The organism is Rhizobium sp. Root708 (genome assembly GCF_001429725.1).
Lineage (GTDB): Bacteria > Pseudomonadota > Alphaproteobacteria > Rhizobiales > Rhizobiaceae > Rhizobium.
In genome coordinates, this window is the sequence record NZ_LMHV01000044.1 from 177,251 (window position 1) to 196,527 (window position 19,277).

A 19,277-nucleotide genomic window follows, 5' to 3' on the forward strand; every position below is an offset into this window, starting at 1 on the left:
GGCTCTCATGAACACCGGCTCCATCTCCCGCAGATCGCTTTTTAAAGGTGAACTCGCCCGTACGCCGGCGATCCTCCCCCCAGGTGTGTCCCGATCTTCCCTCACCCGATGCACCGGTTGCAATCAATGCGTCGAGCGATGTCCCTCCTCGATAATCCAGCTGACCGGCGGATTACCCGAAATAAATCTTTCAGGAGAGGGGGGCGAATGCACGTTCTGTCGCGCCTGCCTGGACGCCTGCACGCAGGCGGTTTTCGATGGCTCGCGGTTTCACTTCAATCACGTTGCCACAGTTTCCGATCAGTGCCTGGCACGCAAAGGCGTGGCCTGCCAATCTTGCGGCGAATCCTGTCCGGAACAAGCCATTGGCTTTGAAGCACGAATTGGCGGACCGTTTGTGCCCGCCGTCGATAGCGCGCGTTGCACCGGGTGCGCTGCATGCATGCAGGTCTGTCCGATGGACGCCATCGTGATGCAGCCACTGAAGGAGTTCGCCGATGGCTGAGAACGCACTCTGGCATGTCTCCAGCGCTGTTATAGTCACGAGGCCGGAGCACACACAAGCGATCGTTCCCCGCATCGAGGACATCGAGGGCGTTGAAATCCACGGTCACGATCACGGCAAGATCGTCGTTGTGATCGAAGGTCCAACCACAGGCGCACTGGGGAGCGCGCTGACCAGCATCTCGCTCCTCGACGGCGTGTTGGCGGCCAACATGGTGTTTGAGCAGGTTACGGAGGAAAAGCATGCCGAAGAACCAATCCCTGACACGGCGTGACGTGTTGAAAGCTCAGGCGGCTGCAATCGCTGCGACAGCGGCGGGGATCGCACTTCCTGCTTCTGCGCAACCGGTTCCAGGCGGTGTCGAAGCCTTGCAGATAAAATGGTCCAAGGCGCCCTGCCGTTTCTGCGGCACAGGCTGCGGCGTTATGGTCGGCGTCAAGGCGGGGCAGGTGGTTGCCACACACGGCGACATGCAGGCCGAGGTCAACAGAGGCCTCAACTGCATAAAAGGCTACTTCCTTTCGAAGATCATGTACGGCGAGGACCGGCTGACGACGCCGCTGCTGCGCAAGCGGGACGGCGTCTACGCCAAGGATGGCGAGTTCACGCCCATAAGCTGGGACGAAGCCTTCGACGTCATGGCGCAGCAATGCAAAAAAGTCCTAAAGGAAAAGGGACCGACAGCGATCGGCATGTTCGGCTCAGGACAATGGACGATATTCGAAGGCTACGCGGCAACCAAGCTGATGCGAGCCGGCCTGCGGTCGAACAATCTGGATCCCAACGCCCGCCATTGCATGGCATCGGCCGCCTATGCCTTCATGCGCACCTTCGGCATGGACGAGCCGATGGGCTGCTACGACGACTTCGAGAATGCAGATGCCTTTGTGCTGTGGGGCTCCAACATGGCGGAAATGCATCCAATCCTATGGACGCGGGTAGCAGACCGCCGGCTCGGACATCCTCACGTGCGCGTCGCGGTCCTGTCTACGTTTACACACCGAAGCATGGACCTTGCCGATGTGCCGATCGTTTTCAAACCGGGCACGGATCTGGCAATCCTCAACTACATTGCAAATCACATTATCCAGACCGGTCGTGTAAACCAGGACTTCGTCGACAAGCATACGAAGTTTGCCCGCGGCGTGACGGACATAGGCTACGGGTTACGCCCCGACGATCCGATTGAGGCAAAGGCCGCCAATTCGGCCGACCCTGGCAAGACGGAGCCGATCGATTTCGAAGCATTCAAGGCATTCGTGGCCGACTACACGCTCGAAAAGGCATCCGAGCTTTCCGGTGTCGACGCGGAATTTCTGGAAGAGCTGGCGGAGCTTTACGCGGATCCGGCACGCAAGGTAATGTCCCTCTGGACTATGGGTTTCAACCAGCATGTCCGCGGTGTCTGGGCCAATCAGATGGTCTACAACATCCACCTTCTGACCGGTAAGATCTCGGAGCCCGGTAACAGTCCGTTTTCGCTGACGGGCCAGCCGTCGGCCTGTGGCACCGCGCGTGAAGTTGGCACCTTTGCCCATCGTCTGCCTGCCGACATGACGGTAACGAACCCGGAGCACCGCAAGCACGCCGAGGAGATCTGGAAGATACCGGAAGGGATCATTCCGGAAAAACCCGGCTATCACGCAGTCCAGCAGGACCGCATGCTAAAGGATGGCAAGCTGAATTTTTACTGGGTGCAGGTCAACAACAACGTCCAGGCCGGCCCCAACACGAGCAATGAAACCTGGCAGGGCTACCGCAATCCCGAAAACTTCATCGTCGTGAGCGACGCCTATCCGACAATAACGGCAGTGAGCGCCGATCTGATCCTGCCTGCAGCAATGTGGGTGGAGAAGGAGGGAGCCTATGGCAACGCAGAACGTCGCACACATGTCTGGCACCAGCTCGTCCAGTCCAAAGGCGACGCACGCTCGGATCTTTGGCAGATCGCAGAGTTCTCAAAGCGCTTCACGACCGACGAGGTCTGGCCTGAGGAAATCCTCGACGCCAACGCGCAATACCGCGGAAAGACATTGTTCGACGTGCTGTTTCGTAACGGTCAAGTCGACAAGTTTCCGCTGGCCGACATCAACGTCGATTACGACAACAACGAAGCCAACGCCTTCGGTTTTTATATCCAGAAGGGGCTGTTCGAGGAATATGCGACGTTTGGCAGAGGCCATGGCCATGACCTTGCGCCATACGACATGTATCACGAGGTAAGAGGGCTGCGCTGGCCGGTCGTAAATGGCCAGGAAACGCGCTGGCGCTTCCGCGAAGGCTACGACCCATACGTCAAACCGGGCGAAGGGGTGAAATTCTACGGTCAAAAAGACGGAAGGGCGGTCATTCTGGCGGTCCCATACGAACCGCCCGCCGAGTCGCCGGACGACGAGTATGATTTCTGGTTGGTGACCGGTCGCGTCCTTGAGCATTGGCATTCCGGTTCGATGACGATGCGCGTCCCGGAGCTCTACAAGGCGTTCCCCGGCGCGCGATGTTTCATGAATGCCGAGGACGCCCGAAAGCGTGGCATTAACCAGGGAGCGGAAGTCCGCATTGTCTCACGGCGCGGAGAGATCCGCACGCGGATCGATATTCGCGGGCGAAACCGGATGCCGCCCGGGGTCATCTTCGTTCCCTGGTTCGATGCCAGCCAGTTGATCAACAAGGTCACACTGGACGCCACCGATCCCATCTCCAAACAGACGGATTTCAAGAAATGCGCGGTCAAGATCATTTCCGCCATTTGAGGCGGTCTCATTGGATGACAGTCGCGGCTGGTCTCCTCGTCTTCATAGCGACCGCCGCCATTGGTCAGGTGGTCCAGCAACATGTACCGCAACTTGAAGGGCCACCGCAATCGATGGCAACCGGCGAGGCGAAACCCATGCCAAAATGGGTGACGGATGACCAGCGCCGGATGCGGGCCTATCCTGACCAGCCGCCAATCATTCCCCACTCGATCGAAGGATATGAATTGTCGGTCAACGCCAACCGCTGTCTTTCCTGTCACAAGCGGGAATTCACGCAGGATTCCGGCGCGCCGATGATCAGCGTGACTCACTACATGACACGCGACGGTCAGATGCTGGCCGATGTTTCGCCGCGCCGATATTTCTGCACCGCATGCCACGTCCCTCAGGCGGATACCCGCAATCTTGTCGTCAATCAGTTCAAGGACATGAGTGAGCTCGGCTTCAAACCGGCGGGAAGCGAGTAGGCAATGATACCCTGGCTCAAGAAGGCAATCCTTTGGGCATGGTCAATCCTGACTACCCCAGCAGCAACGATTGGCCTCGGCGTCCTGACGCTTGGAGGATTTGTTGGTGGCGTCATGTTTTGGGGTGCATTCAACACTGCCCTCGAACTGACGAATACGGAAAATTTCTGCACCTCTTGTCACGAGATGCACGACAACGTTTACCAGGAGCTCAGCCACACGATCCATTTCTCCAATCGATCCGGTGTGCGGGCAACTTGTCCCGATTGCCATGTCCCGCACCAGTGGACGGACAAGATCGCCCGCAAGATGCAGGCTTCCAAGGAAGTGTGGGGCAAGATTTTTGGCACGATTAATACGCGACCGAAATTTCTCGAAAAGCGATTGGAACTTGCACAACACGAGTGGGCTCGCATGAAAGCGAATGACAGCCTGGAGTGCCGAAACTGCCATTCGGCAGCAGCCATGGACTTCCAGAAACAGACACAGCGCGCCGCTGACATTCACTCCAAGTATTTGCTATCCGGCAAGGCCACATGCATCGATTGCCATAAGGGAATTGCGCACCAATTGCCAAACATGGAGGGTGTCGACCCTGGTTGGAAAATGCCAAAGGACCTGCAGGGCAGTCGCGCAGAAAATGCAACGCCGATCGACGATCTTCGACAGGCGATTGCCGAGGCGCATCAAGAAGCCTTTGCGGTGCAACCGTGAAAATCAAGATCAAATCTTTAGAGAGCGACCAGCCTTTAGGCTGCTTGCCTAGCTGAAGAACAGAACGCGGGCTTAAAAGCGAAACGTCATGCAACGCGCAAAACTGGTCCGTCAAACTTCGCCGCTGCGGTAAGGAACGGCAGATTTGTATCCTTTCATTGAGAAATATTGGCTCGGCCACTCGACGGACGAGGCTAACGGCTATATTTGCCGGGCAACCCCGACCTGCATGAGCTCCAGCTCCATCCGTTTCAGAAAGCTCCAATTTAAACATGCGAAAGTCACAGGGCACCTTTGTCGTTGAAGTCAAATCCGGGCGTCGGCGGCAAACCTCCAAGCCAACATCGATCTGGGGCAACCTCGATCTGAAGGCTCTCTCCGATGACGTGTCGGAAAACCTGCCGCCACCGAGCGGCGCAGATACCGCTCCGCAGCCGGTTTCCGCGACAAAATCCAACGCCTCGGCGAGGCTGTCCTTGACACTGCGGCCTACGCAACAAACAACTACATCAGTCGCACAGGAGAGACATATGGCCGACGAAACCAATATTGAAAATCCGACTTCAGCAAGCGCAGATTTGACGTCGGCGGCACCAGAGCCGAAGAAGAATCGCGGCGGACGCCCGAAAAAGATCGTCGCCGAAGCAGCGAGGTCGGACGCGAAGATTGAACCATCGGCGCCGGCCGCCGCAGTCGCTGCAACCGGCAAGCGCAAGGGCCGTGCGGCGGCAAAGGCGAGCGCGCCGGAAGCAACCGACGTCGCGAAAAAGACCCGCGGTCCACGCGTAGCAAAACCTGCCCAGGCAGCCAACGCTGTTTCGCCTGCTGCTCTCGACGACCTCGCGGATCTTCTTACGCTCGAGGAAGAAAACCAGAAGCTCCGCAAGCAGCTCGCAGAAAAGCTGCGCAGCGAAAATGCAGATCTGAAAAAGCGTCTCGGTATCGCCTGATTGGCGGTCCGAGCTGCCAGGCTTCAACGAACATCGGCCTGACTTTCCGGGACGAGAACTCTCGGCGGCAATTCGGTTACCGCCGAGGTCGAGAAACGCTTACGAGGTCTGAAAGCGATGGCATCGTCACCGTGGAAATTTCTCTTTGGGCTGGGCCGACGACGCGACAAGGATGATCCGGGTGCGGCACGGAGTGAACCCGAGATAATTCAACCGTCCGACGCGGAAAAGCCGGCCGTCCCCGATGCTCCGCCCAACATCGACGAGCACTCAGCCAACGATCCGGCCGAGCCCGTTGCGGGCCGCTTCACCGAGCCGTCAGACGTCCCGGGTGATGTAACGCCAACGGCGGAGCAGCCCGAAAACGGGGAATCGGCTCCTTCCGCAGGCACTCCTCTACGAAACGAACTTGACCACACACCTGCGCAGAAGCACCAGAGCAAAACGCGAGCGTCGAAGAGTGTTTCGAAGACTGCAACACTGGACGCGGCGCCAACCGTACGCGAACCTTTGCAGGTTGGCATGACTTCGGCCGCTCGAGGCATTCTGGAATTGGACGATGACATTCGGGAGTTGCGTCGCCAACTGGCGGAGCGCCTCCGTTCACAGAATGCGCAGTTGAAGACGATGCTCGAAAGGTTCGAGCGCGACTGATCACTCTCCGGGCTAGCTAGCCAAACCGCTCTGATGTTCTCGCTTTCGATGCGGCTGCGCAGTTCCATCCTTTTTCCATTCCGACATGGCCAGATCATGGTGGCGGATTGTTGCCCAGCCGTGTTTATGGGTGGCCGATAAGCTCCTCGTGCGCGCCGCAGGCGTGATGAAAACCATGTAGAATCCTGCAACTACCGCGAATGCGCGATTCATGATCATCTCCCCACAGTAGTACTGATGGAGGATCGGACGTGAGGGCAGTTGCAGTATCAGGAGCGGGAAATCGCCAACATAAGGGGCTCATCGAGGCACAACATCGTTTGCGCGCCCAGGTCTTTTCCGATCGCCTTGGGTGGGATGTGAACGTACGGGATGGTGTCGAGATAGACGCATTCGACGCGCTTCACCCCACCTACATCATCACTGTCGCATCCAACGGGGAGGTGGTCGGCTGCGCACGGCTGTTGCCCGCGACCGGCCCGACCATGGCAGCAGACGTGTTTTCAGTCTTACTGCCAAAAGGAAAGCTTCCAGTCCATGCACGTATGATCGAGAGTTCTCGCTTCTGTGTGAACACCTCAGTTTCGGAAGGGCAGGAGAGGGGCACCCTTCACCAGGTCACGCTCACCATGTTCGCCGCCATCATCGAGTGGTGCCTCCTCAATGGCTACACCGAGATCGTTACGGTCACTGATCTTCGCTTCGAGCGCATTCTTTCCCGCGCCGGATGGCCACTCAGACGCCTTGGAGAGCCACATAAGATCGGCGCGACGATGGCATTGGCAGGCGCACTGCCCGTAAACCGCGCAGCGTTCGAGACGGTTCGCCCCGCCAACTACCATTCCGATGTCACGCCGCAACAACTCATCGCCTGAGGAGTACGATATGATGGAACCACGCTCGTTTCCTCGCCTGCTCCGCAAGCTCCAGGAGGCGTTGGGCGATCGGCTTTGTGCTGCACTTGACGACCCTGATGTCGTCGAAATCATGCTCAATCCCGATGGTCGGTTGTTCATCGAACGCGTCGGGCACGGGATCTCGGCGGAGGGCGAACTTTCATCGGCAGCAGCCGAGACGGTAATCGGAAGCGTGGCGCATGCGCTGCAGATTGACGTCGATGGTGGCCGGCCGATCGTCTCTGGCGAACTTCCAATCGGCGGGCACCGCTTCGAGGGGATCATGCCGCCCGTTGTTACCCGACCGTCCTTCACAATCCGGCGCCGGGCGTCTCGCCTCATCCCGCTTGATGACTACGTCATGTCGGGCGTGATGGCCAAATGGCAGGCCGAGGCGATCATCGATGCGGTTGCGGGCCGCCTCAACATCGTCATTTCCGGTGGCACAGGATCGGGCAAGACCACCCTCGCGAATGCCGTCGTGCATCAGATCACCATGCAGGCGCCCGCCGATCGCGTAGTCATCCTGGAGGATACGGCGGAGATCCGATGTGCAGCCGAGAATGCCGTTCTCCTGCATACGACGGACACCGTCGACATGGCCAAGCTCCTGAAAAGCACCATGCGCCTTCGTCCCGACAGGATCGTGGTCGGCGAGGTGCGTGATGGCGCGGCACTGACGCTTCTCAAGGCTTGGAACACCGGGCATCCCGGCGGCGTCGCCACAATCCATGCAAACAGCGCGCGTTCGGCCCTTCGCCGTCTCGAGCAACTGACGGCAGAGGCAAGCCAACAGCCGATGCAGCAGGTGATCGGCGAGGCGGTTGATCTCGTCGTCTCGATCGAGCGCACGCCGCAAGGCAGGCGCGTGCGCGACATCGTTGCGGTCGAGCGCTTTTCCGGCAGCGATTACCAGATTGAAGTCCGCCAGCCGATGGAGGGAGCACGCCATGCAGCCTAGACCAAACCGATCGTTACGCTCCCTGAGCGCTGCTGCCCTTTTCGTATTCGCCACTCCGGCGTTGGCAGGCTCGGGCGGCAATCTTCCCTGGGAAGCTCCGCTGGAACAGATCCAGGCGTCGATCACCGGGCCTGTCGCTGGCTATATCGCGCTGGCTGCGGTGGCCATTGCCGGCGGCATGTTAATCTTTGGCGGTGAACTCAATGACTTTGCGCGCCGCCTTATCTACGTCGTTCTCGTTGCCGGTGTCCTGCTTGGAGCCACGACAATCGTCGGTCTTTTCGGTGCAACCGGAGCCTCGATCGGATTGGCGGGCGACAGTGCCGCGCCAATGTTTCCGGTGCCAACCGGGGAGGCTGGACATGTCTGATCATGTTTCAAGTCTTCATCGCAACCGAATACACCGCGCGCTGTCGCGTCCGAACCTCCTGCTTGGCGCTGATCGCGAATTGGTTCTCCTATCTGGCCTTGCCGCCACCATCCTGGTCTTCGTAGTCCTGACGCTCTATTCCGCCATCATCGGTGTTGCCTTCTGGATGTCGATCGTCGGACTTCTGAGGACGATGGCAAAATCCGATCCGCTCATGCGGAAGGTCTATATCAGGCACGTCGCCTACAGATCGCAATACAAGGCGACGACATCGCCTTGGCGCCGATTCTGAGGCCACGGAGATGACCCTCCTGAAACCCTTCCGATCAAGTGGTCCGTCATTCGCCGACCTCGTCCCCTACGCCGGCATGGTCGAAAATGGCATCCTTCTGCTGAAGGACGGCAGCCTGATGTCGGCCTGGTACTTCTCCGGTCCGGACTCCGAGAGCGCCACCGACGCAGAGCGCAACGAGCTGTCACGCCAGATCAACCGTATTCTCTCACGGCTGGGCAGTGGCTGGATGGTGCAGACCGAAGCCATCCGGATCCCAACGATAGACTATCCTTCCGACGAAACCTGTCACTTTCCAGATCCCGTCACGCGCGCGATCGATGACGAACGTCGCAAGCATTTCAGACAGGACCAGGGACATTTCGAAAGCAAGCATGCACTCGTGCTTACCTATCGGCCAGCAGAAAAAAGGCGGTCGTCTCTGGTCAGGTACGTTTACGCAGATCCGGAAAGCCGCAAGACATCTTATGGCGACAGCGTTCTCTATGCCTTCAAAACCGTGATCCGCGAGATCGAACAATATCTCGCCAACACGATCTCGATCCAGCGAATGGTCACCCGATCCGTTCGCGACGGCGGAGGCGAGACATCGACGCGCTACGACGAACTCCTGCAATTCGTCCGCTTCTGCGTCACCGGCGAAAGCCATCCGATCAAACTACCGGATATTCCATTCTACCTTGACTGGATCGCCACGGCTCAACTGGAGCATGGGTTGGCACCCAAAGTCGAGAGCCGTTCGCTTGGCGTCATCGCAATCGACGGCCTGCCCGCAGAAAGCTGGCCGGGTATCCTGAACAGCCTCGACCAGATGCCGCTCAGCTACCGGTGGTCATCACGGTTCATCTTCCTCGATCCGGAGGATGCGCGACAAAGGCTTGAGCGAACCCGGAAGAAATGGCTGCAGAAAGTCAGGCCGTTCCTCGACCAGATGTTACAGACCCAAAGCCGGTCCGTCGACCGGGACGCCATGTCGATGGTAGCCGAGACGGAAGATGCGATAGCCGAGGCAGCATCGCAACTCGTGGCCTATGGATATTATACGCCCGTCATCGTCCTCTTTGACGACGATGCAACGGCACTGGAAGAAAATACCGAAATCGTCCGCCGGCTGGTGCAGGCAGAGGGGTTTGGTGCCAGGATAGAAACGTTGAATGCGACCGATGCTTTCCTTGGGAGCCTTCCCGGCAACTGGTACTGCAATGTCCGCGAGCCACTGATCAATACCGCCAATCTCGCCGACCTTCTTCCACTCAATTCCGTCTGGTCGGGAAGTTCATTCGCTCCGTGTCCATTCTATCCGCCGGCGTCACCGCCACTGATGCAGGTCGCAACCGGCTCGACGCCCTTCCGGCTCAACCTTCACTCCGACGATGTAGGTCATAGCCTGATCTTTGGACCGACCGGATCTGGAAAGTCGACGCTTCTTGCATTGATAGCTGCACAGTTTCGGCGCTATGGGCGAGCTCAAATTTTCGCCTTCGACAAGGGTAAATCGCTATTGCCGCTGACACTTGCCGCTGGCGGAAATCACCATGAGATTGGAGGCGACGCGACCGGCGGACAACCGGGTTTCTGCCCACTTTCGAATCTCGATCACGAGGGCGATCGCGCCTGGGCGTCCGAGTGGATCGAAATGCTGGTTTCCCTGCAGGGCTTGACGATTACCCCGGATCATCGCAACGCGATTTCCCGCCAGATTTCGTTGATGGCGACTGCCTCGGGACGATCTTTGTCGGATTTCGTCAGTGGCGTGCAGATGCGCGATATAAGGGACGCTCTTCGTCCCTATACCATCGACGGTCCGATGGGATACCTGCTCGACGCGGAAGTTGACGGTTTGTCGCTCGGTGCGTTTCAAACGTTCGAAGTCGAGCAACTGATGAACATGGGCGAGCGGACGCTGGTTCCGGTGCTCGCGTATTTGTTCCGCCGTATCGAGAAACGGCTGGACGGCTCGCCAAGTCTTATCCTGCTCGACGAGGCCTGGCTGATGCTCGGCCATCCGGTCTTCCGCGAGAAGATCCGCGCGTGGTTGAAGACACTCAGGAAGGCCAATTGCGCGGTGGTGATGGCCACGCAATCGCTATCGGATGCCGAACGCTCAGGCATCATCGATGTCCTGAAGGAATCTTGCCCGACCAAGATCTGTCTCCCGAATGGGGCTGCGCGCGAACCCGGAACTCGGGACTTCTACGAACGCATCGGCTTCAACAACCGCCAGATCGAGATCGTGGCAAATTCCGTCCCGAAGCGGGAATACTATGTCACCGCACCCGACGGTCGACGTCTGTTTGAGATGGCACTTGGCCCGCTCACGCTGAGTTTCGTCGGCGCATCCAGCAAGGACGACCTGAAGCGCATTGAAAGCCTGAAAGCGCTGCACGGCGACAGCTGGCCAAGTCATTGGCTGGAAGAGAGAGGGGTTGCGGATGCAGGATCCATACTCAACAAAGACTAGAGTGATCCTCGCCATGGCGCTTGCGATCGCAATTGCTTTCGAGCCGGGTTCGACCGAAGCCGGCGCTGCCACGGGTGCGGCAACCGAATGGACGCAGCTCGCCAACAATGCGCAGCTCGTCGATCTCCTGAAAAGCTCAGGCCTACAGGTCGACAATCAGCTCACCCAGATCACCCAGCTCTCAGAGCAGATCTCCAATCAGCTGGAGATCTACGAGAACATGCTGCAGAACACCGCAAAGCTTCCCAACCAGATTTGGGGAGACGTTGAAGGCGATCTCTCCAGGCTCCGTGACATCGTTGAGCAGGGCCAGGGCATCGCGTTTTCGATGGGCAATGGCGACGATATTCTTAGGCAGCGGTTCAGAAGCTACGCCGAGTTGAAGACGGACACTGAAAGCTTCTCGTCGACATATCAATCATGGTCGGACACCAACCGCGACACGATTGGCGGCACGCTTAAAGCAGCAGCACTGACAGCAGAAACCTTCGACACTGAAGAAGGGACAATGGATGCGCTTCGATCGATGTCTGAGACGGCAGACGGACAGATGAAGGCACTGCAGGTCGGACACCAGCTCGCGGCTGAGCAAGTCGCACAGATGCAGAAGCTGCGCGGTCTCGTTTCGCAGCAGATGACGATGATGGGAACCTGGCTGCAGTCGGAACAGACCGCACGGGATCTCGCTCAAAAGCGCCGCGAGGAATTCTTCCATTTCACGGCGCCGCCGACGTCCGGTGGTGAGAAAATGAAGATCGAGTGGTGATGGAGATGAGCACAGCAAGCCATCGATCTCTCGTCGCAATTGTCCTGCTCGCACTCCTGTTCGTCGGATCCCATTCCGCGCTAGCCCAGGAGGGCTCGGTACTGACATCCATCCAGAATCAGATGACGGTAGCCGCAAAGGGGTGGGAAACGACGGTCATGGACGCGGCGACGTCTGTCTTCTGGATCCTGGCCGCGATCGAGATCGCAATCGCCGCGGTCTGGCTGGCACTTCAGGCGGCTTCACTCGACAGCTGGTTTTCCGAGCTGGTCCGGCGGATCATGTTTGTCGGCTTCTTTGCATTCGTCCTCGAGCAGGGACCGACCTTTGCAAGAGCAATCGTCGATAGTCTCTTCCAGATCGCGGCGGGCAACGGTACCGCATCACCGGCTGACGTCTTCAACGCCGGCATTGCCGTTGCGACCAAGATGTCCGAGAAAATCCAGTTCGGCCTGTTCGAGGACAATACGCTTGCGATATCGGCCGCGTTCGCGATGGTCGTAACCGTGATCGCGTTCTCGCTGGTCGCCGCGATCTTCGTTTCCGTCATGGTCGAGATGTACATCGGCCTGCTCGCCGGAATGATCATGCTTGGCCTTGGAGGTTCTTCCTTCACAAAGGATTTTGCTGTCCGCTACCTCGTTTACGCCTTCTCCGTCGGCATGAAGCTCATGGCGCTGGTGATGATCTCGCGTATCGGCTCCGAAGTCCTTATCGGACTCGCCAATCAGACAGACATCGGCGACGAGTTTCAGACCGCACTTGCGATCGCCGGAATAGCGGTCGTCGTCTTTGTCATCGCCATGTACGTCCCGAGCATCATTCAAGGTGTCGTGCAGGGAGCCTCGGTATCGTCCGGCATGGAAACCATTCGGCATGGTGGTCAGGCAGCCTCTTTCTTCGCCGGCGCGGGCTTCCTCGCAGCCGGTTCAGGCAGCGCCGGACTTGCGGCGGCGCGGTCAGCGCATGCCGCGGGTTCCTCAGCGACAGGAGCGGCGATCCGAGGGGTCGGCGCTGGCATCGGAGCCGGTATCAAGGCTGCGGGCGCGGCAGCGAAGGAGAAAGCGATAGGCTCACCTGGCGCCTATGCGGGCTCGTTGTTTGGATTGGCGAACGCAAAACTTGAACAGGAACAAAACGGCTTCAAGACGAACGTGCCGACCCCGGAACGCGACGACAAAGCCTGAACCGCGACCCGCGTAAGAGGAAACACCGATGAAAAACGTCCCTGAGAACCCCTATCTGGCCGCCCGCCAGGAGTGGACCGAGCGCTACGGATCCTATGTGAAAGCAGCAGCGGCCTGGCGCCTTGTGGGTATCCTCAGCCTTTCCATTGCCCTCATCGGGTTTGGCTACGCCCTTTATATCAGCACGCAAGTCAAGCTCGTCCCCTACATCGTCGAGGTCGATCGATTGGGGACAGCTGTCATGTCAGGGTTTCCCGAGCAGATCGAATATGCCGACGTGCGCGTCGTACGGGCAACGCTCGGCAATTTCGTCGCAAGCTTCCGCTCGATCACACCGGACGCCGTCGTCCAGAAGCAATACATCGACCGGACATATGCGCTCCTGCGCATGCCGGATCCGGCGACGGAGAAAATCAATGCTTGGTTCAGGAGCAGTTCGCCATTCGAAAAGGCAAGACTCGCAACCGTCTCCGTGGAGGTGAACAATGTCGTCGCGTTGTCGAACCATTCCTACCAGGTTGATTGGACGGAGTACGAGCGCGACAGGAAAGGCAAGGAAACAGCGACGAGACGCTTCCGCGGCATCGCCACGGTTTCCCTGACGACACCGCAGGACGAAGCAACCATCCGGCTCAATCCGATTGGACTCTACGTCAGGGATTTCGACTGGACCGCGCAACTCTAGGGCTGGAGACCCATTCGTGATGAAACAATTTTACTCGACCGCCGCCTTCGCGACGGCACTCACCTTCGCAGGTCTTGCGTTCGGGCAGACATTGTCCAGCAACGAGATGCGCGGCGCCGACCTCTCGGAGAAATGGCGCATGTCGCCTGGTCTCGTCACCAACGGCAGCGACGGCAAGGTGGTGTTCCTCTTCGGCGAAACCCAACCTTCGGTCGTCTGCTCGCCCTTGCAGGTGTGCGATATCGAACTCCAGGGTGGGGAAATCGTTCGCGACGTGCTCGTCGGCGATACGGTTCGCTGGAAGGTCGAACCCGCAACATCGGGCGCGACAGCGGGCCAGGCGATCCATCTCGTCGTCAAGCCTGCGGAGACTGGCCTGTCTACCTCCATGGTCGTCACGACGTCGCGCCGCACCTATCACATTCAACTCAAGTCTCATCAGAGCCAGTACATGGCACGTGTCGGCTTCTCGTATCCCGAGGACGTATCGACGAAGCTGGCAGACATGAATGCGCGCCTCGAAGCGGGTGGCGTCTCTGGTCCTGCCCCGGAGAAACTATCTTTTTCCTACAGCATGCGCGGCAGCGCGCCATGGAAACCCAAACGGGTCTATTCCGACGGATCAAAAACCTACATCCAGTTTCCAAAGTCGGTTTCGAGCCAGGACGCACCTGTTCTTTTCGTCATCAGCGAAGGGAAGAACAGGATCGTCAACTACCGCATGAAAAGCGACGTGATGATCGTCGACTACGCGCTCGACACCGCCGTTCTGATCTCGGGAGCGGGGTGGCATCAGCAAAAGGTGACGATCCGGAGGGGAGGCTAAGACATGCGTACACCCGTCCTCCTTGGTTTGACAACCATTGTCCTCTCGGGATGCCAGACACCTGATGCGGCTTTGACGACAAACGCGACCGCGGCAAGTCTCTCCGCTCCGGCGGCGGGCGCGATCGCCGGCGACATGGCGGCCCGGCTCGCGGAACAGGCGGACCCAATGACTGTCAGAACAATCACGATGAAGAACGACAGATCGTCCTATGCGGTTTCGCTCGAGGCTGCCTTGAAAGGCTGGGGTTACACTGTCGTTGCGGATGGGGTGGCGGTTAATGGGGCGAAGCCGACGGTGCTTGCCTGGTCGGTGGGAGACATCGATGGTCAGGTATTCGCACAGCTATCGACACCGACGACTGCTCTTGGCCGCGCGTACACGCCAACTGCCAGTGGCGCGGATCCGGTCAGCCCGCTTTCAGTATTGAAAAGCGATTGAGGAGACGACCATGGTGCAATCCTTGCAACTCGGCCCGCCGGCCTCGTCACAGGCAAGCATGCGCAGGCTCAATCGGTTGCCGATCGCGTTTGTGATTGGCGTCGTCGTGGTGTTCCTCGGCGTCGTCATAGTGGGTCTCTCGTGGCGCGGGCTGTCGTTTCATCACGGCGACGATCTCAACGGCATTTCCGACGCATCCGCAAGGAGCTTCGGCGATCAGCTTAAACGCGGTGTTTCAGACGGGATCATCGGCGAGCCACCCGATCGCGAGACCGTCCCTGCGCCAACAATCGCCGCTCCGAAGATTGAAAAACCGGTTGCGGTTCGCGACGCAGGACCGCTCAGTCCCGAACCAAGGGAGAGCAGATTCGAGACAGAAGCGGATTGGGAGGCGCGGCTCAGACGAGAGCAGAAGGAGCAGTATCTGCGCGAAAACCAGCGTCAGCGCATGGCGCGCCTACAAGCAAGGTCCACGGCGCTCGATTCACCGCTCAAGGTGGATATTTCGGAGATCGGTAAGCAGGCGGAAGCTCCGCTTGCCGGCCCGAGCTCGACCGGTTCCGCACCCGACCTTTACATGGCAGCGATGAAAGCTGGCGTCCTGTCGCAGGCCACCGATCCAACCGGACAGGTATCGAAGGAGGACTTCTTCAATCAGGACATCAGGGATCTCGGATACCTTCCGAACCAGGTCGTGCCACCACTATCGCAAAACGAGCTCAAGCGAGGATCCGTGATCCCGGCTACCTTGATCACCGGGATCAACTCCGATCTCCCCGGCCGGATCACCGCCCAAGTCAGCCAGAACGTCTACGACAGCGCAACCGGCCACCGCTTGCTGATCCCGCAAGGCGCCAAACTCTTCGGCCGCTACGATTCCAAGCTGTCCTTTGGCCAGGAGCGGGTGCTCGTCGTATGGACCGACCTGATCTTTCCTAATGGGTCGACCCTCCAGATTGGAGGAATGGCCGGCACGGATGCAGAAGGTTATGGCGGGTTTCGAGACAAGGTGGATCGTCATCTTTGGCGCACCTTTGGTTCGGCGGCCCTTGTTGCACTCATCGGCACTGGGATCGACATGGCGATCCCGGAGAGTTCGACCTTGGCGACGCAGGATACTGCCTCGGACGCGGCGCGGCGAAATTTCGCGGAGAGTTTCGGGCGGGTCACGGAGCAGACGATTTCGAAAAATCTCAACACCCAACCGACGATCCGGGTACAACCCGGATACCGGTTCAACGTGCTGGTCGACCAGGACATCGCATTTCCTTCGATATACCCTAAAAGTTGAAGGGAAAATGAACGGGCTTGTCTCTGGACTGACCACCGATAGCCTTATTCCTTGCCGCGAATCATCGGAGCGCGGCGGATGGACACGCCATACTGCGCAGGGGATCCAGTAAGTTTTGATGGTCATTGCGACAGTTTTGTTGCACTACTGCAACGATACAGGAAATGATGAAAACACAACTTCCGTTTGATCGCTACAAGACCTGTACGCATCCGCAGACGCTCCCTAAATACAACCTGAGGCCGCACTTAAAGGCGGCGGGGAACAGTGGCCCAGCTTGAAAAAATCGCAGCGCCGACATTCGTGAATGCCGCAGACGCCCGCCGTGGGTAAATCTGCACGGAAGCCAGACAAGGACAAGTAGACGGGCCACACCACATCAGGAGGGACTCGTGAAAGGAAGCCTTATTACACTTCTCGAAATGATCGAAGCAGCCCGCAATGAACGCATGATCAAATGCGTCCTGAAGAACTTTGCCAACGACCATGGGTTCGAGCGCTTTGCCTATCTGCGTGCCATCGGAAAAGACGTGAAGACGGTCAACAATTATCCTGCGTCCTGGCAGAGTGTTTACATCGACGGTCACTATTCGATCATCGACCCGGTCGTGACAGAGGCTGGCCGGCGGGAAACGGTCTTTTCATGGACTGCCGACAACTGGCCGGCACATGGATTTTCCGCCGCACGACGCTTCCGTGACGAGGCAATTGACCACGGCATTCGTTCCGGCGTGACAATTCCGGCAGTGGGCACGTTTGGTGCAAGACTGATGCTGACATTCGCCTCCTCGAGGGACAGCGCCAATGTTGCCGCTCTATTTACCCCGCAAGATGCAATCCAGGCGCTTCTCGCGATACACTACCGTCTCGGGAGTTTGCCCGCCAGGGCGGCGCCGAAACACAAGCGCCATTTATCGCCGCGTGAATCGATCTGTATCAGATGGATCGCCGAGGGCATGTGGTGTCACGAGATTGCCGATCTCACGCACATCAATCCACGGACAGTACAGCATCACCTCGACAGCGCACGAAAGAAGCTTGAAGCAAGGACGCTTCCGCAACTTGTCTCGATCGCAAAAGACGAGGGCTTGCTCTAGGCAGAGGCGACCAACCACCCTTGACCAGGTCGTTTGAAATAGGAGCCCCGCGGTTGCGGGGCTGTCGGAATCAATGAGACACTGGTTTCAGAACTTCACGCCGAGCCCGAACTTGACCACGTTCTGCTCGAAGTCGACGTCAACACCCAGGACGTCCTTGCTGCCAAAATCATTGTAGCGGTATTCGCCACGAAGAAAGACATTGTCCGTCAGCAAATAGTCGATGCCTGCCCGACCGTATAACCGTTGAACGTCTTGCCTTCCTCGTCGCCGCCCGGAAGATGGACGAAACCACGCGTGGCCGTCCATCCAGCGGCACCGTAGATCAGGGCGCTGTCGAAGGCGTAACCCACACGTGCGCGAACGGCCCCCGCCACGTCCGTGCCGACATTGGCAGCCGAAAAACCCTTATCGTTCCAATTGTATTCGAGATTACCTTCGACACCGAGGACGACATTGTCGAACTGGAAATTGTAGCCGAGGAAGCCGCCGACCAACCCGCCGTTAAAGTCTTCAGACGCCGTCGCGCCGGTTCCCGACGCGAAGTCACCGTTCAGCGAGGAAGCACCCCCATCGACGCCGAGATAGGGACCGGACCAGGTAAATGCTGGAGTGGCAGTTTCAGTGAGAACCGCAGAATAGGAAGCTGTAGCTTCCAGCACCACGAAAACCGTGACAACGAACGTCTTCATCGCACACCTCGCACAAACCGAACTAGCGCCAGTTAAAGTATATTCAACCTTATCACTGAAGCGTGGACGCAACAGGAAACAGAGTTGATCTCGATTCACCCGGTCGTCCAAAAATGCGGACATTGGACGGTGAGGGCCCTGTTGCTCGCTCAGTCGTGAGAGTAGCAGGACGTCGACGAGGGTCAATTCCACCTTTCAGGGATAGCCTTGCGATTGCCCGAAGCTCCCCGTGCAAGCGATCGCACGCAGCGGCTCAAATTCCTAGCTGTCCGCTCCACCGAACGTGGCAAGCAACGCGATGAACCTGGAGCGCATCTTCGCCGGTAAAGCGGTGAACGCGTCGACGAGCCGCTGCCCCTCGCTTGTCGCCACGAACTCCTGGCGGCGATCCGCCTTGATGACGAAGGCTCCCGTGTTGCCTTTTCCCGGACGAGGCAGTGTTTCGAAGAAGTAGGCAACAGGCACGTCGAGAACGTTTGCAATTTCGTAGAGCGCAGAGGAACTGACGCGATTGACGCCACGCTCATACTTCTGAACCTGTTGGAAGGAAATGCCCACACCTGTTCCAAGGGCGGTCTGCGATAACCGCAATTGCAGCCGTCGAACCCTAATCCTGCGGCCTACCTCGACGTCGACGGGATGAAGCTTGGTCTCCTCGCTCTCGTCGTTGGGTATCGTTAGTGCTTGAACAGTCGCGTGCTGTGCCATCCCATCCTCCTGCGCATCGCCACACGTATGATCGAATGGCGATGATCCAACAGCCGGGGAATTGGAAAACCGGATGAAACAACGGTCCCCGCGACCTTTAGCCTTTCGGCCTCTTGCATACGTCGCAGGTTCCCCGACCCGGATGGATCGAGCTAGCATGCGCGTCTTGGCGCATGAGAGATTTTCATCGGAGTTTCCACACCCCAAGGCGGCATCTTGCCAGCCTCGCGTCGCAGATTACAAAATCAACCAGTACTTGTAAATGGTATTCGTTTGGTATTCTCGAAAAGCGGCGTGGCGTGTCGCGATGGTCGGCTCATCCGCGATCGAGAGCCGATGGATCGCGCGTCAGTCGCACGACGAGGCCAAGAAGGTAGCCAAGCAGCTCAAGGTCGTCGCTTCCCGGATAGCGCTGCGCGATCTCGCGGACGATATGTCTCAAGGCATCGGCCTCCTCGTGGACCATCGCCTTCACGAGTTGCTCGGCCTCCGGCGCATCCACCAATGATCCTCTGCGACGTGTCATGACACGATCAACTCCCCGGCCTGCAACATGGC

The 19,277-nt window shown here is 58.5% G+C and carries 22 protein-coding genes and 1 pseudogene; 19 read left to right on the forward strand and 4 right to left on the reverse strand.

From position 1 onward, the window contains the following. The first annotated feature begins 7 nt into the window (after positions 1-7). From ASE04_RS30445 to ASE04_RS29010, 7 genes are all read left to right on the forward strand, one after another. A complete protein-coding gene (locus ASE04_RS30445; protein ID WP_156408916.1) occupies positions 8-505 on the forward strand; it encodes a ferredoxin-type protein NapF in 498 nt (165 codons plus the stop codon). After that, positions 498-779 (forward strand): chaperone NapD, encoded by a 282-nt coding sequence (locus ASE04_RS28985; protein ID WP_056826168.1) that lies wholly within the window; start codon positions 498-500, stop codon positions 777-779. The genes ASE04_RS30445 and ASE04_RS28985 overlap by 8 nt, the downstream gene beginning before the upstream one ends. Next, a complete protein-coding gene (gene napA, locus ASE04_RS28990; protein WP_056826170.1) occupies positions 748-3,258 on the forward strand; it encodes a periplasmic nitrate reductase subunit alpha in 2,511 nt (836 codons plus the stop codon). The genes ASE04_RS28985 and napA overlap by 32 nt, the downstream gene beginning before the upstream one ends. Next, positions 3,228-3,728: a nitrate reductase cytochrome c-type subunit gene (locus ASE04_RS28995; protein ID WP_056826171.1), complete on the forward strand. Its 501-nt coding sequence runs from the start codon at positions 3,228-3,230 to the stop codon at positions 3,726-3,728. The genes napA and ASE04_RS28995 overlap by 31 nt, the downstream gene beginning before the upstream one ends. Positions 3,729-3,731: 3 nt before the next feature. Continuing rightward, positions 3,732-4,442 (forward strand): NapC/NirT family cytochrome c, encoded by a 711-nt coding sequence (locus ASE04_RS29000; RefSeq protein ID WP_056826173.1) that lies wholly within the window; start codon positions 3,732-3,734, stop codon positions 4,440-4,442. Between the two features lie 530 nt (positions 4,443-4,972). Next, the gene (locus tag ASE04_RS29005) at positions 4,973-5,392 is read left to right on the forward strand and encodes a hypothetical protein (RefSeq protein ID WP_056826174.1); all 420 of its coding nucleotides are present in this window, start codon (positions 4,973-4,975) and stop codon (positions 5,390-5,392) included. 117 nt (positions 5,393-5,509) lie between these two features. Beyond that, entirely contained in the window at positions 5,510-6,046 is a 537-nt protein-coding gene (locus tag ASE04_RS29010; protein ID WP_056826177.1) for a hypothetical protein, read from the forward strand. Between the two features lie 12 nt (positions 6,047-6,058). Here the strand turns inward: ASE04_RS29010 and ASE04_RS30905 are convergent, their stop codons facing one another. Then, positions 6,059-6,259, reverse strand: coding sequence for a hypothetical protein (locus ASE04_RS30905; protein ID WP_156408917.1), 201 nt, complete (start codon positions 6,257-6,259; stop codon positions 6,059-6,061). Between the two features lie 38 nt (positions 6,260-6,297). Between ASE04_RS30905 and traI the strand changes: the two genes are divergently transcribed. From traI to ASE04_RS29070, 12 genes are all read left to right on the forward strand, one after another. Continuing rightward, on the forward strand, positions 6,298-6,921 hold the full coding sequence (gene traI, locus ASE04_RS29015; RefSeq protein WP_056826178.1) for an acyl-homoserine-lactone synthase TraI: 624 nt from the start codon (positions 6,298-6,300) through the stop codon (positions 6,919-6,921). 10 nt (positions 6,922-6,931) lie between these two features. Then, the gene (gene trbB / locus ASE04_RS29020; RefSeq protein ID WP_056826180.1) at positions 6,932-7,903 is read left to right on the forward strand and encodes a P-type conjugative transfer ATPase TrbB; all 972 of its coding nucleotides are present in this window, start codon (positions 6,932-6,934) and stop codon (positions 7,901-7,903) included. Beyond that, the gene (locus ASE04_RS29025; protein ID WP_056826182.1) at positions 7,893-8,273 is read left to right on the forward strand and encodes a TrbC/VirB2 family protein; all 381 of its coding nucleotides are present in this window, start codon (positions 7,893-7,895) and stop codon (positions 8,271-8,273) included. The genes trbB and ASE04_RS29025 overlap by 11 nt, the downstream gene beginning before the upstream one ends. Then, entirely contained in the window at positions 8,266-8,565 is a 300-nt protein-coding gene (locus tag ASE04_RS29030) for a conjugal transfer protein TrbD (protein ID WP_056826184.1), read from the forward strand. Before ASE04_RS29025 ends, ASE04_RS29030 begins: the two co-directional genes overlap by 8 nt. A gap of 10 nt (positions 8,566-8,575) precedes the next feature. Next, positions 8,576-11,026, forward strand: coding sequence for a conjugal transfer protein TrbE (locus tag ASE04_RS29035; RefSeq protein WP_056826186.1), 2,451 nt, complete (start codon positions 8,576-8,578; stop codon positions 11,024-11,026). Then, on the forward strand, positions 10,998-11,792 hold the full coding sequence (trbJ, locus tag ASE04_RS29040; protein WP_056826188.1) for a P-type conjugative transfer protein TrbJ: 795 nt from the start codon (positions 10,998-11,000) through the stop codon (positions 11,790-11,792). Before ASE04_RS29035 ends, trbJ begins: the two co-directional genes overlap by 29 nt. Before the next feature lie 5 nt (positions 11,793-11,797). Then, on the forward strand, positions 11,798-12,979 hold the full coding sequence (gene trbL / locus ASE04_RS29045; RefSeq protein WP_056826451.1) for a P-type conjugative transfer protein TrbL: 1,182 nt from the start codon (positions 11,798-11,800) through the stop codon (positions 12,977-12,979). Positions 12,980-13,007: 28 nt separating this feature from the next. Further along, on the forward strand, positions 13,008-13,664 hold the full coding sequence (locus ASE04_RS29050; protein WP_056826190.1) for a conjugal transfer protein TrbF: 657 nt from the start codon (positions 13,008-13,010) through the stop codon (positions 13,662-13,664). Between the two features lie 19 nt (positions 13,665-13,683). After that, positions 13,684-14,490: a P-type conjugative transfer protein TrbG gene (trbG, locus tag ASE04_RS29055; protein ID WP_056826193.1), complete on the forward strand. Its 807-nt coding sequence runs from the start codon at positions 13,684-13,686 to the stop codon at positions 14,488-14,490. Between the two features lie 3 nt (positions 14,491-14,493). After that, on the forward strand, positions 14,494-14,931 hold the full coding sequence (gene trbH, locus ASE04_RS29060; protein ID WP_056826195.1) for a conjugal transfer protein TrbH: 438 nt from the start codon (positions 14,494-14,496) through the stop codon (positions 14,929-14,931). Between the two features lie 10 nt (positions 14,932-14,941). Further along, positions 14,942-16,222 (forward strand): IncP-type conjugal transfer protein TrbI, encoded by a 1,281-nt coding sequence (gene trbI, locus ASE04_RS29065; RefSeq protein ID WP_056826197.1) that lies wholly within the window; start codon positions 14,942-14,944, stop codon positions 16,220-16,222. A 392-nt stretch (positions 16,223-16,614) separates the two neighbouring features. Beyond that, positions 16,615-17,319 carry an autoinducer binding domain-containing protein gene (locus tag ASE04_RS29070; protein WP_244490512.1) on the forward strand — a complete coding sequence of 235 codons (705 nt, stop codon included), beginning with the start codon at positions 16,615-16,617 and terminating at the stop codon, positions 17,317-17,319. Between the two features lie 87 nt (positions 17,320-17,406). Here ASE04_RS29070 and ASE04_RS29075 read toward each other — a convergent pair. The 3 genes and pseudogenes from ASE04_RS29075 to ASE04_RS29085 all read right to left on the reverse strand — a co-directional run bounded on the left by ASE04_RS29075 (position 17,407) and on the right by ASE04_RS29085 (position 19,245). Beyond that, a pseudogene (locus ASE04_RS29075) lies at positions 17,407-18,011 on the reverse strand (outer membrane protein). A gap of 261 nt (positions 18,012-18,272) precedes the next feature. Beyond that, positions 18,273-18,719, reverse strand: a complete 447-nt coding sequence (locus ASE04_RS29080; RefSeq protein WP_056826201.1) for a helix-turn-helix domain-containing protein — start codon at positions 18,717-18,719, stop codon at positions 18,273-18,275. A gap of 316 nt (positions 18,720-19,035) precedes the next feature. Further along, positions 19,036-19,245 carry a hypothetical protein gene (locus tag ASE04_RS29085; protein WP_156408918.1) on the reverse strand — a complete coding sequence of 70 codons (210 nt, stop codon included), beginning with the start codon at positions 19,243-19,245 and terminating at the stop codon, positions 19,036-19,038. Between the last annotated feature and the right edge of the window lie 32 nt (positions 19,246-19,277).

Excerpts from the sequence above, each read along its gene's own strand:
- ASE04_RS30445 (WP_156408916.1), top strand. The coding sequence starts at position 8 with ATGAACACCGGCTCCATCTCCCGCAGATCGCTTTTTAAAGGTGAACTC.
- ASE04_RS28985 (WP_056826168.1), top strand. The coding sequence starts at position 498 with ATGGCTGAGAACGCACTCTGGCATGTCTCCAGCGCTGTTATAGTCACG.
- napA (WP_056826170.1), top strand. The coding sequence starts at position 748 with ATGCCGAAGAACCAATCCCTGACACGGCGTGACGTGTTGAAAGCTCAG.
- ASE04_RS28995 (WP_056826171.1), top strand. The coding sequence starts at position 3,228 with ATGCGCGGTCAAGATCATTTCCGCCATTTGAGGCGGTCTCATTGGATG.
- ASE04_RS29000 (WP_056826173.1), top strand. The coding sequence starts at position 3,732 with ATGATACCCTGGCTCAAGAAGGCAATCCTTTGGGCATGGTCAATCCTG.
- ASE04_RS29005 (WP_056826174.1), top strand. The coding sequence starts at position 4,973 with ATGGCCGACGAAACCAATATTGAAAATCCGACTTCAGCAAGCGCAGAT.
- ASE04_RS29010 (WP_056826177.1), top strand. The coding sequence starts at position 5,510 with ATGGCATCGTCACCGTGGAAATTTCTCTTTGGGCTGGGCCGACGACGC.
- ASE04_RS30905 (WP_156408917.1), bottom strand. The coding sequence starts at position 6,259 with ATGAATCGCGCATTCGCGGTAGTTGCAGGATTCTACATGGTTTTCATC.
- trbB (WP_056826180.1), top strand. The coding sequence starts at position 6,932 with ATGATGGAACCACGCTCGTTTCCTCGCCTGCTCCGCAAGCTCCAGGAG.
- ASE04_RS29025 (WP_056826182.1), top strand. The coding sequence starts at position 7,893 with ATGCAGCCTAGACCAAACCGATCGTTACGCTCCCTGAGCGCTGCTGCC.
- ASE04_RS29030 (WP_056826184.1), top strand. The coding sequence starts at position 8,266 with ATGTCTGATCATGTTTCAAGTCTTCATCGCAACCGAATACACCGCGCG.
- ASE04_RS29035 (WP_056826186.1), top strand. The coding sequence starts at position 8,576 with ATGACCCTCCTGAAACCCTTCCGATCAAGTGGTCCGTCATTCGCCGAC.
- trbJ (WP_056826188.1), top strand. The coding sequence starts at position 10,998 with ATGCAGGATCCATACTCAACAAAGACTAGAGTGATCCTCGCCATGGCG.
- trbL (WP_056826451.1), top strand. The coding sequence starts at position 11,798 with ATGAGCACAGCAAGCCATCGATCTCTCGTCGCAATTGTCCTGCTCGCA.
- ASE04_RS29050 (WP_056826190.1), top strand. The coding sequence starts at position 13,008 with ATGAAAAACGTCCCTGAGAACCCCTATCTGGCCGCCCGCCAGGAGTGG.
- trbG (WP_056826193.1), top strand. The coding sequence starts at position 13,684 with ATGAAACAATTTTACTCGACCGCCGCCTTCGCGACGGCACTCACCTTC.
- trbH (WP_056826195.1), top strand. The coding sequence starts at position 14,494 with ATGCGTACACCCGTCCTCCTTGGTTTGACAACCATTGTCCTCTCGGGA.
- trbI (WP_056826197.1), top strand. The coding sequence starts at position 14,942 with ATGGTGCAATCCTTGCAACTCGGCCCGCCGGCCTCGTCACAGGCAAGC.
- ASE04_RS29080 (WP_056826201.1), bottom strand. The coding sequence starts at position 18,719 with ATGGCACAGCACGCGACTGTTCAAGCACTAACGATACCCAACGACGAG.
- ASE04_RS29085 (WP_156408918.1), bottom strand. The coding sequence starts at position 19,245 with ATGACACGTCGCAGAGGATCATTGGTGGATGCGCCGGAGGCCGAGCAA.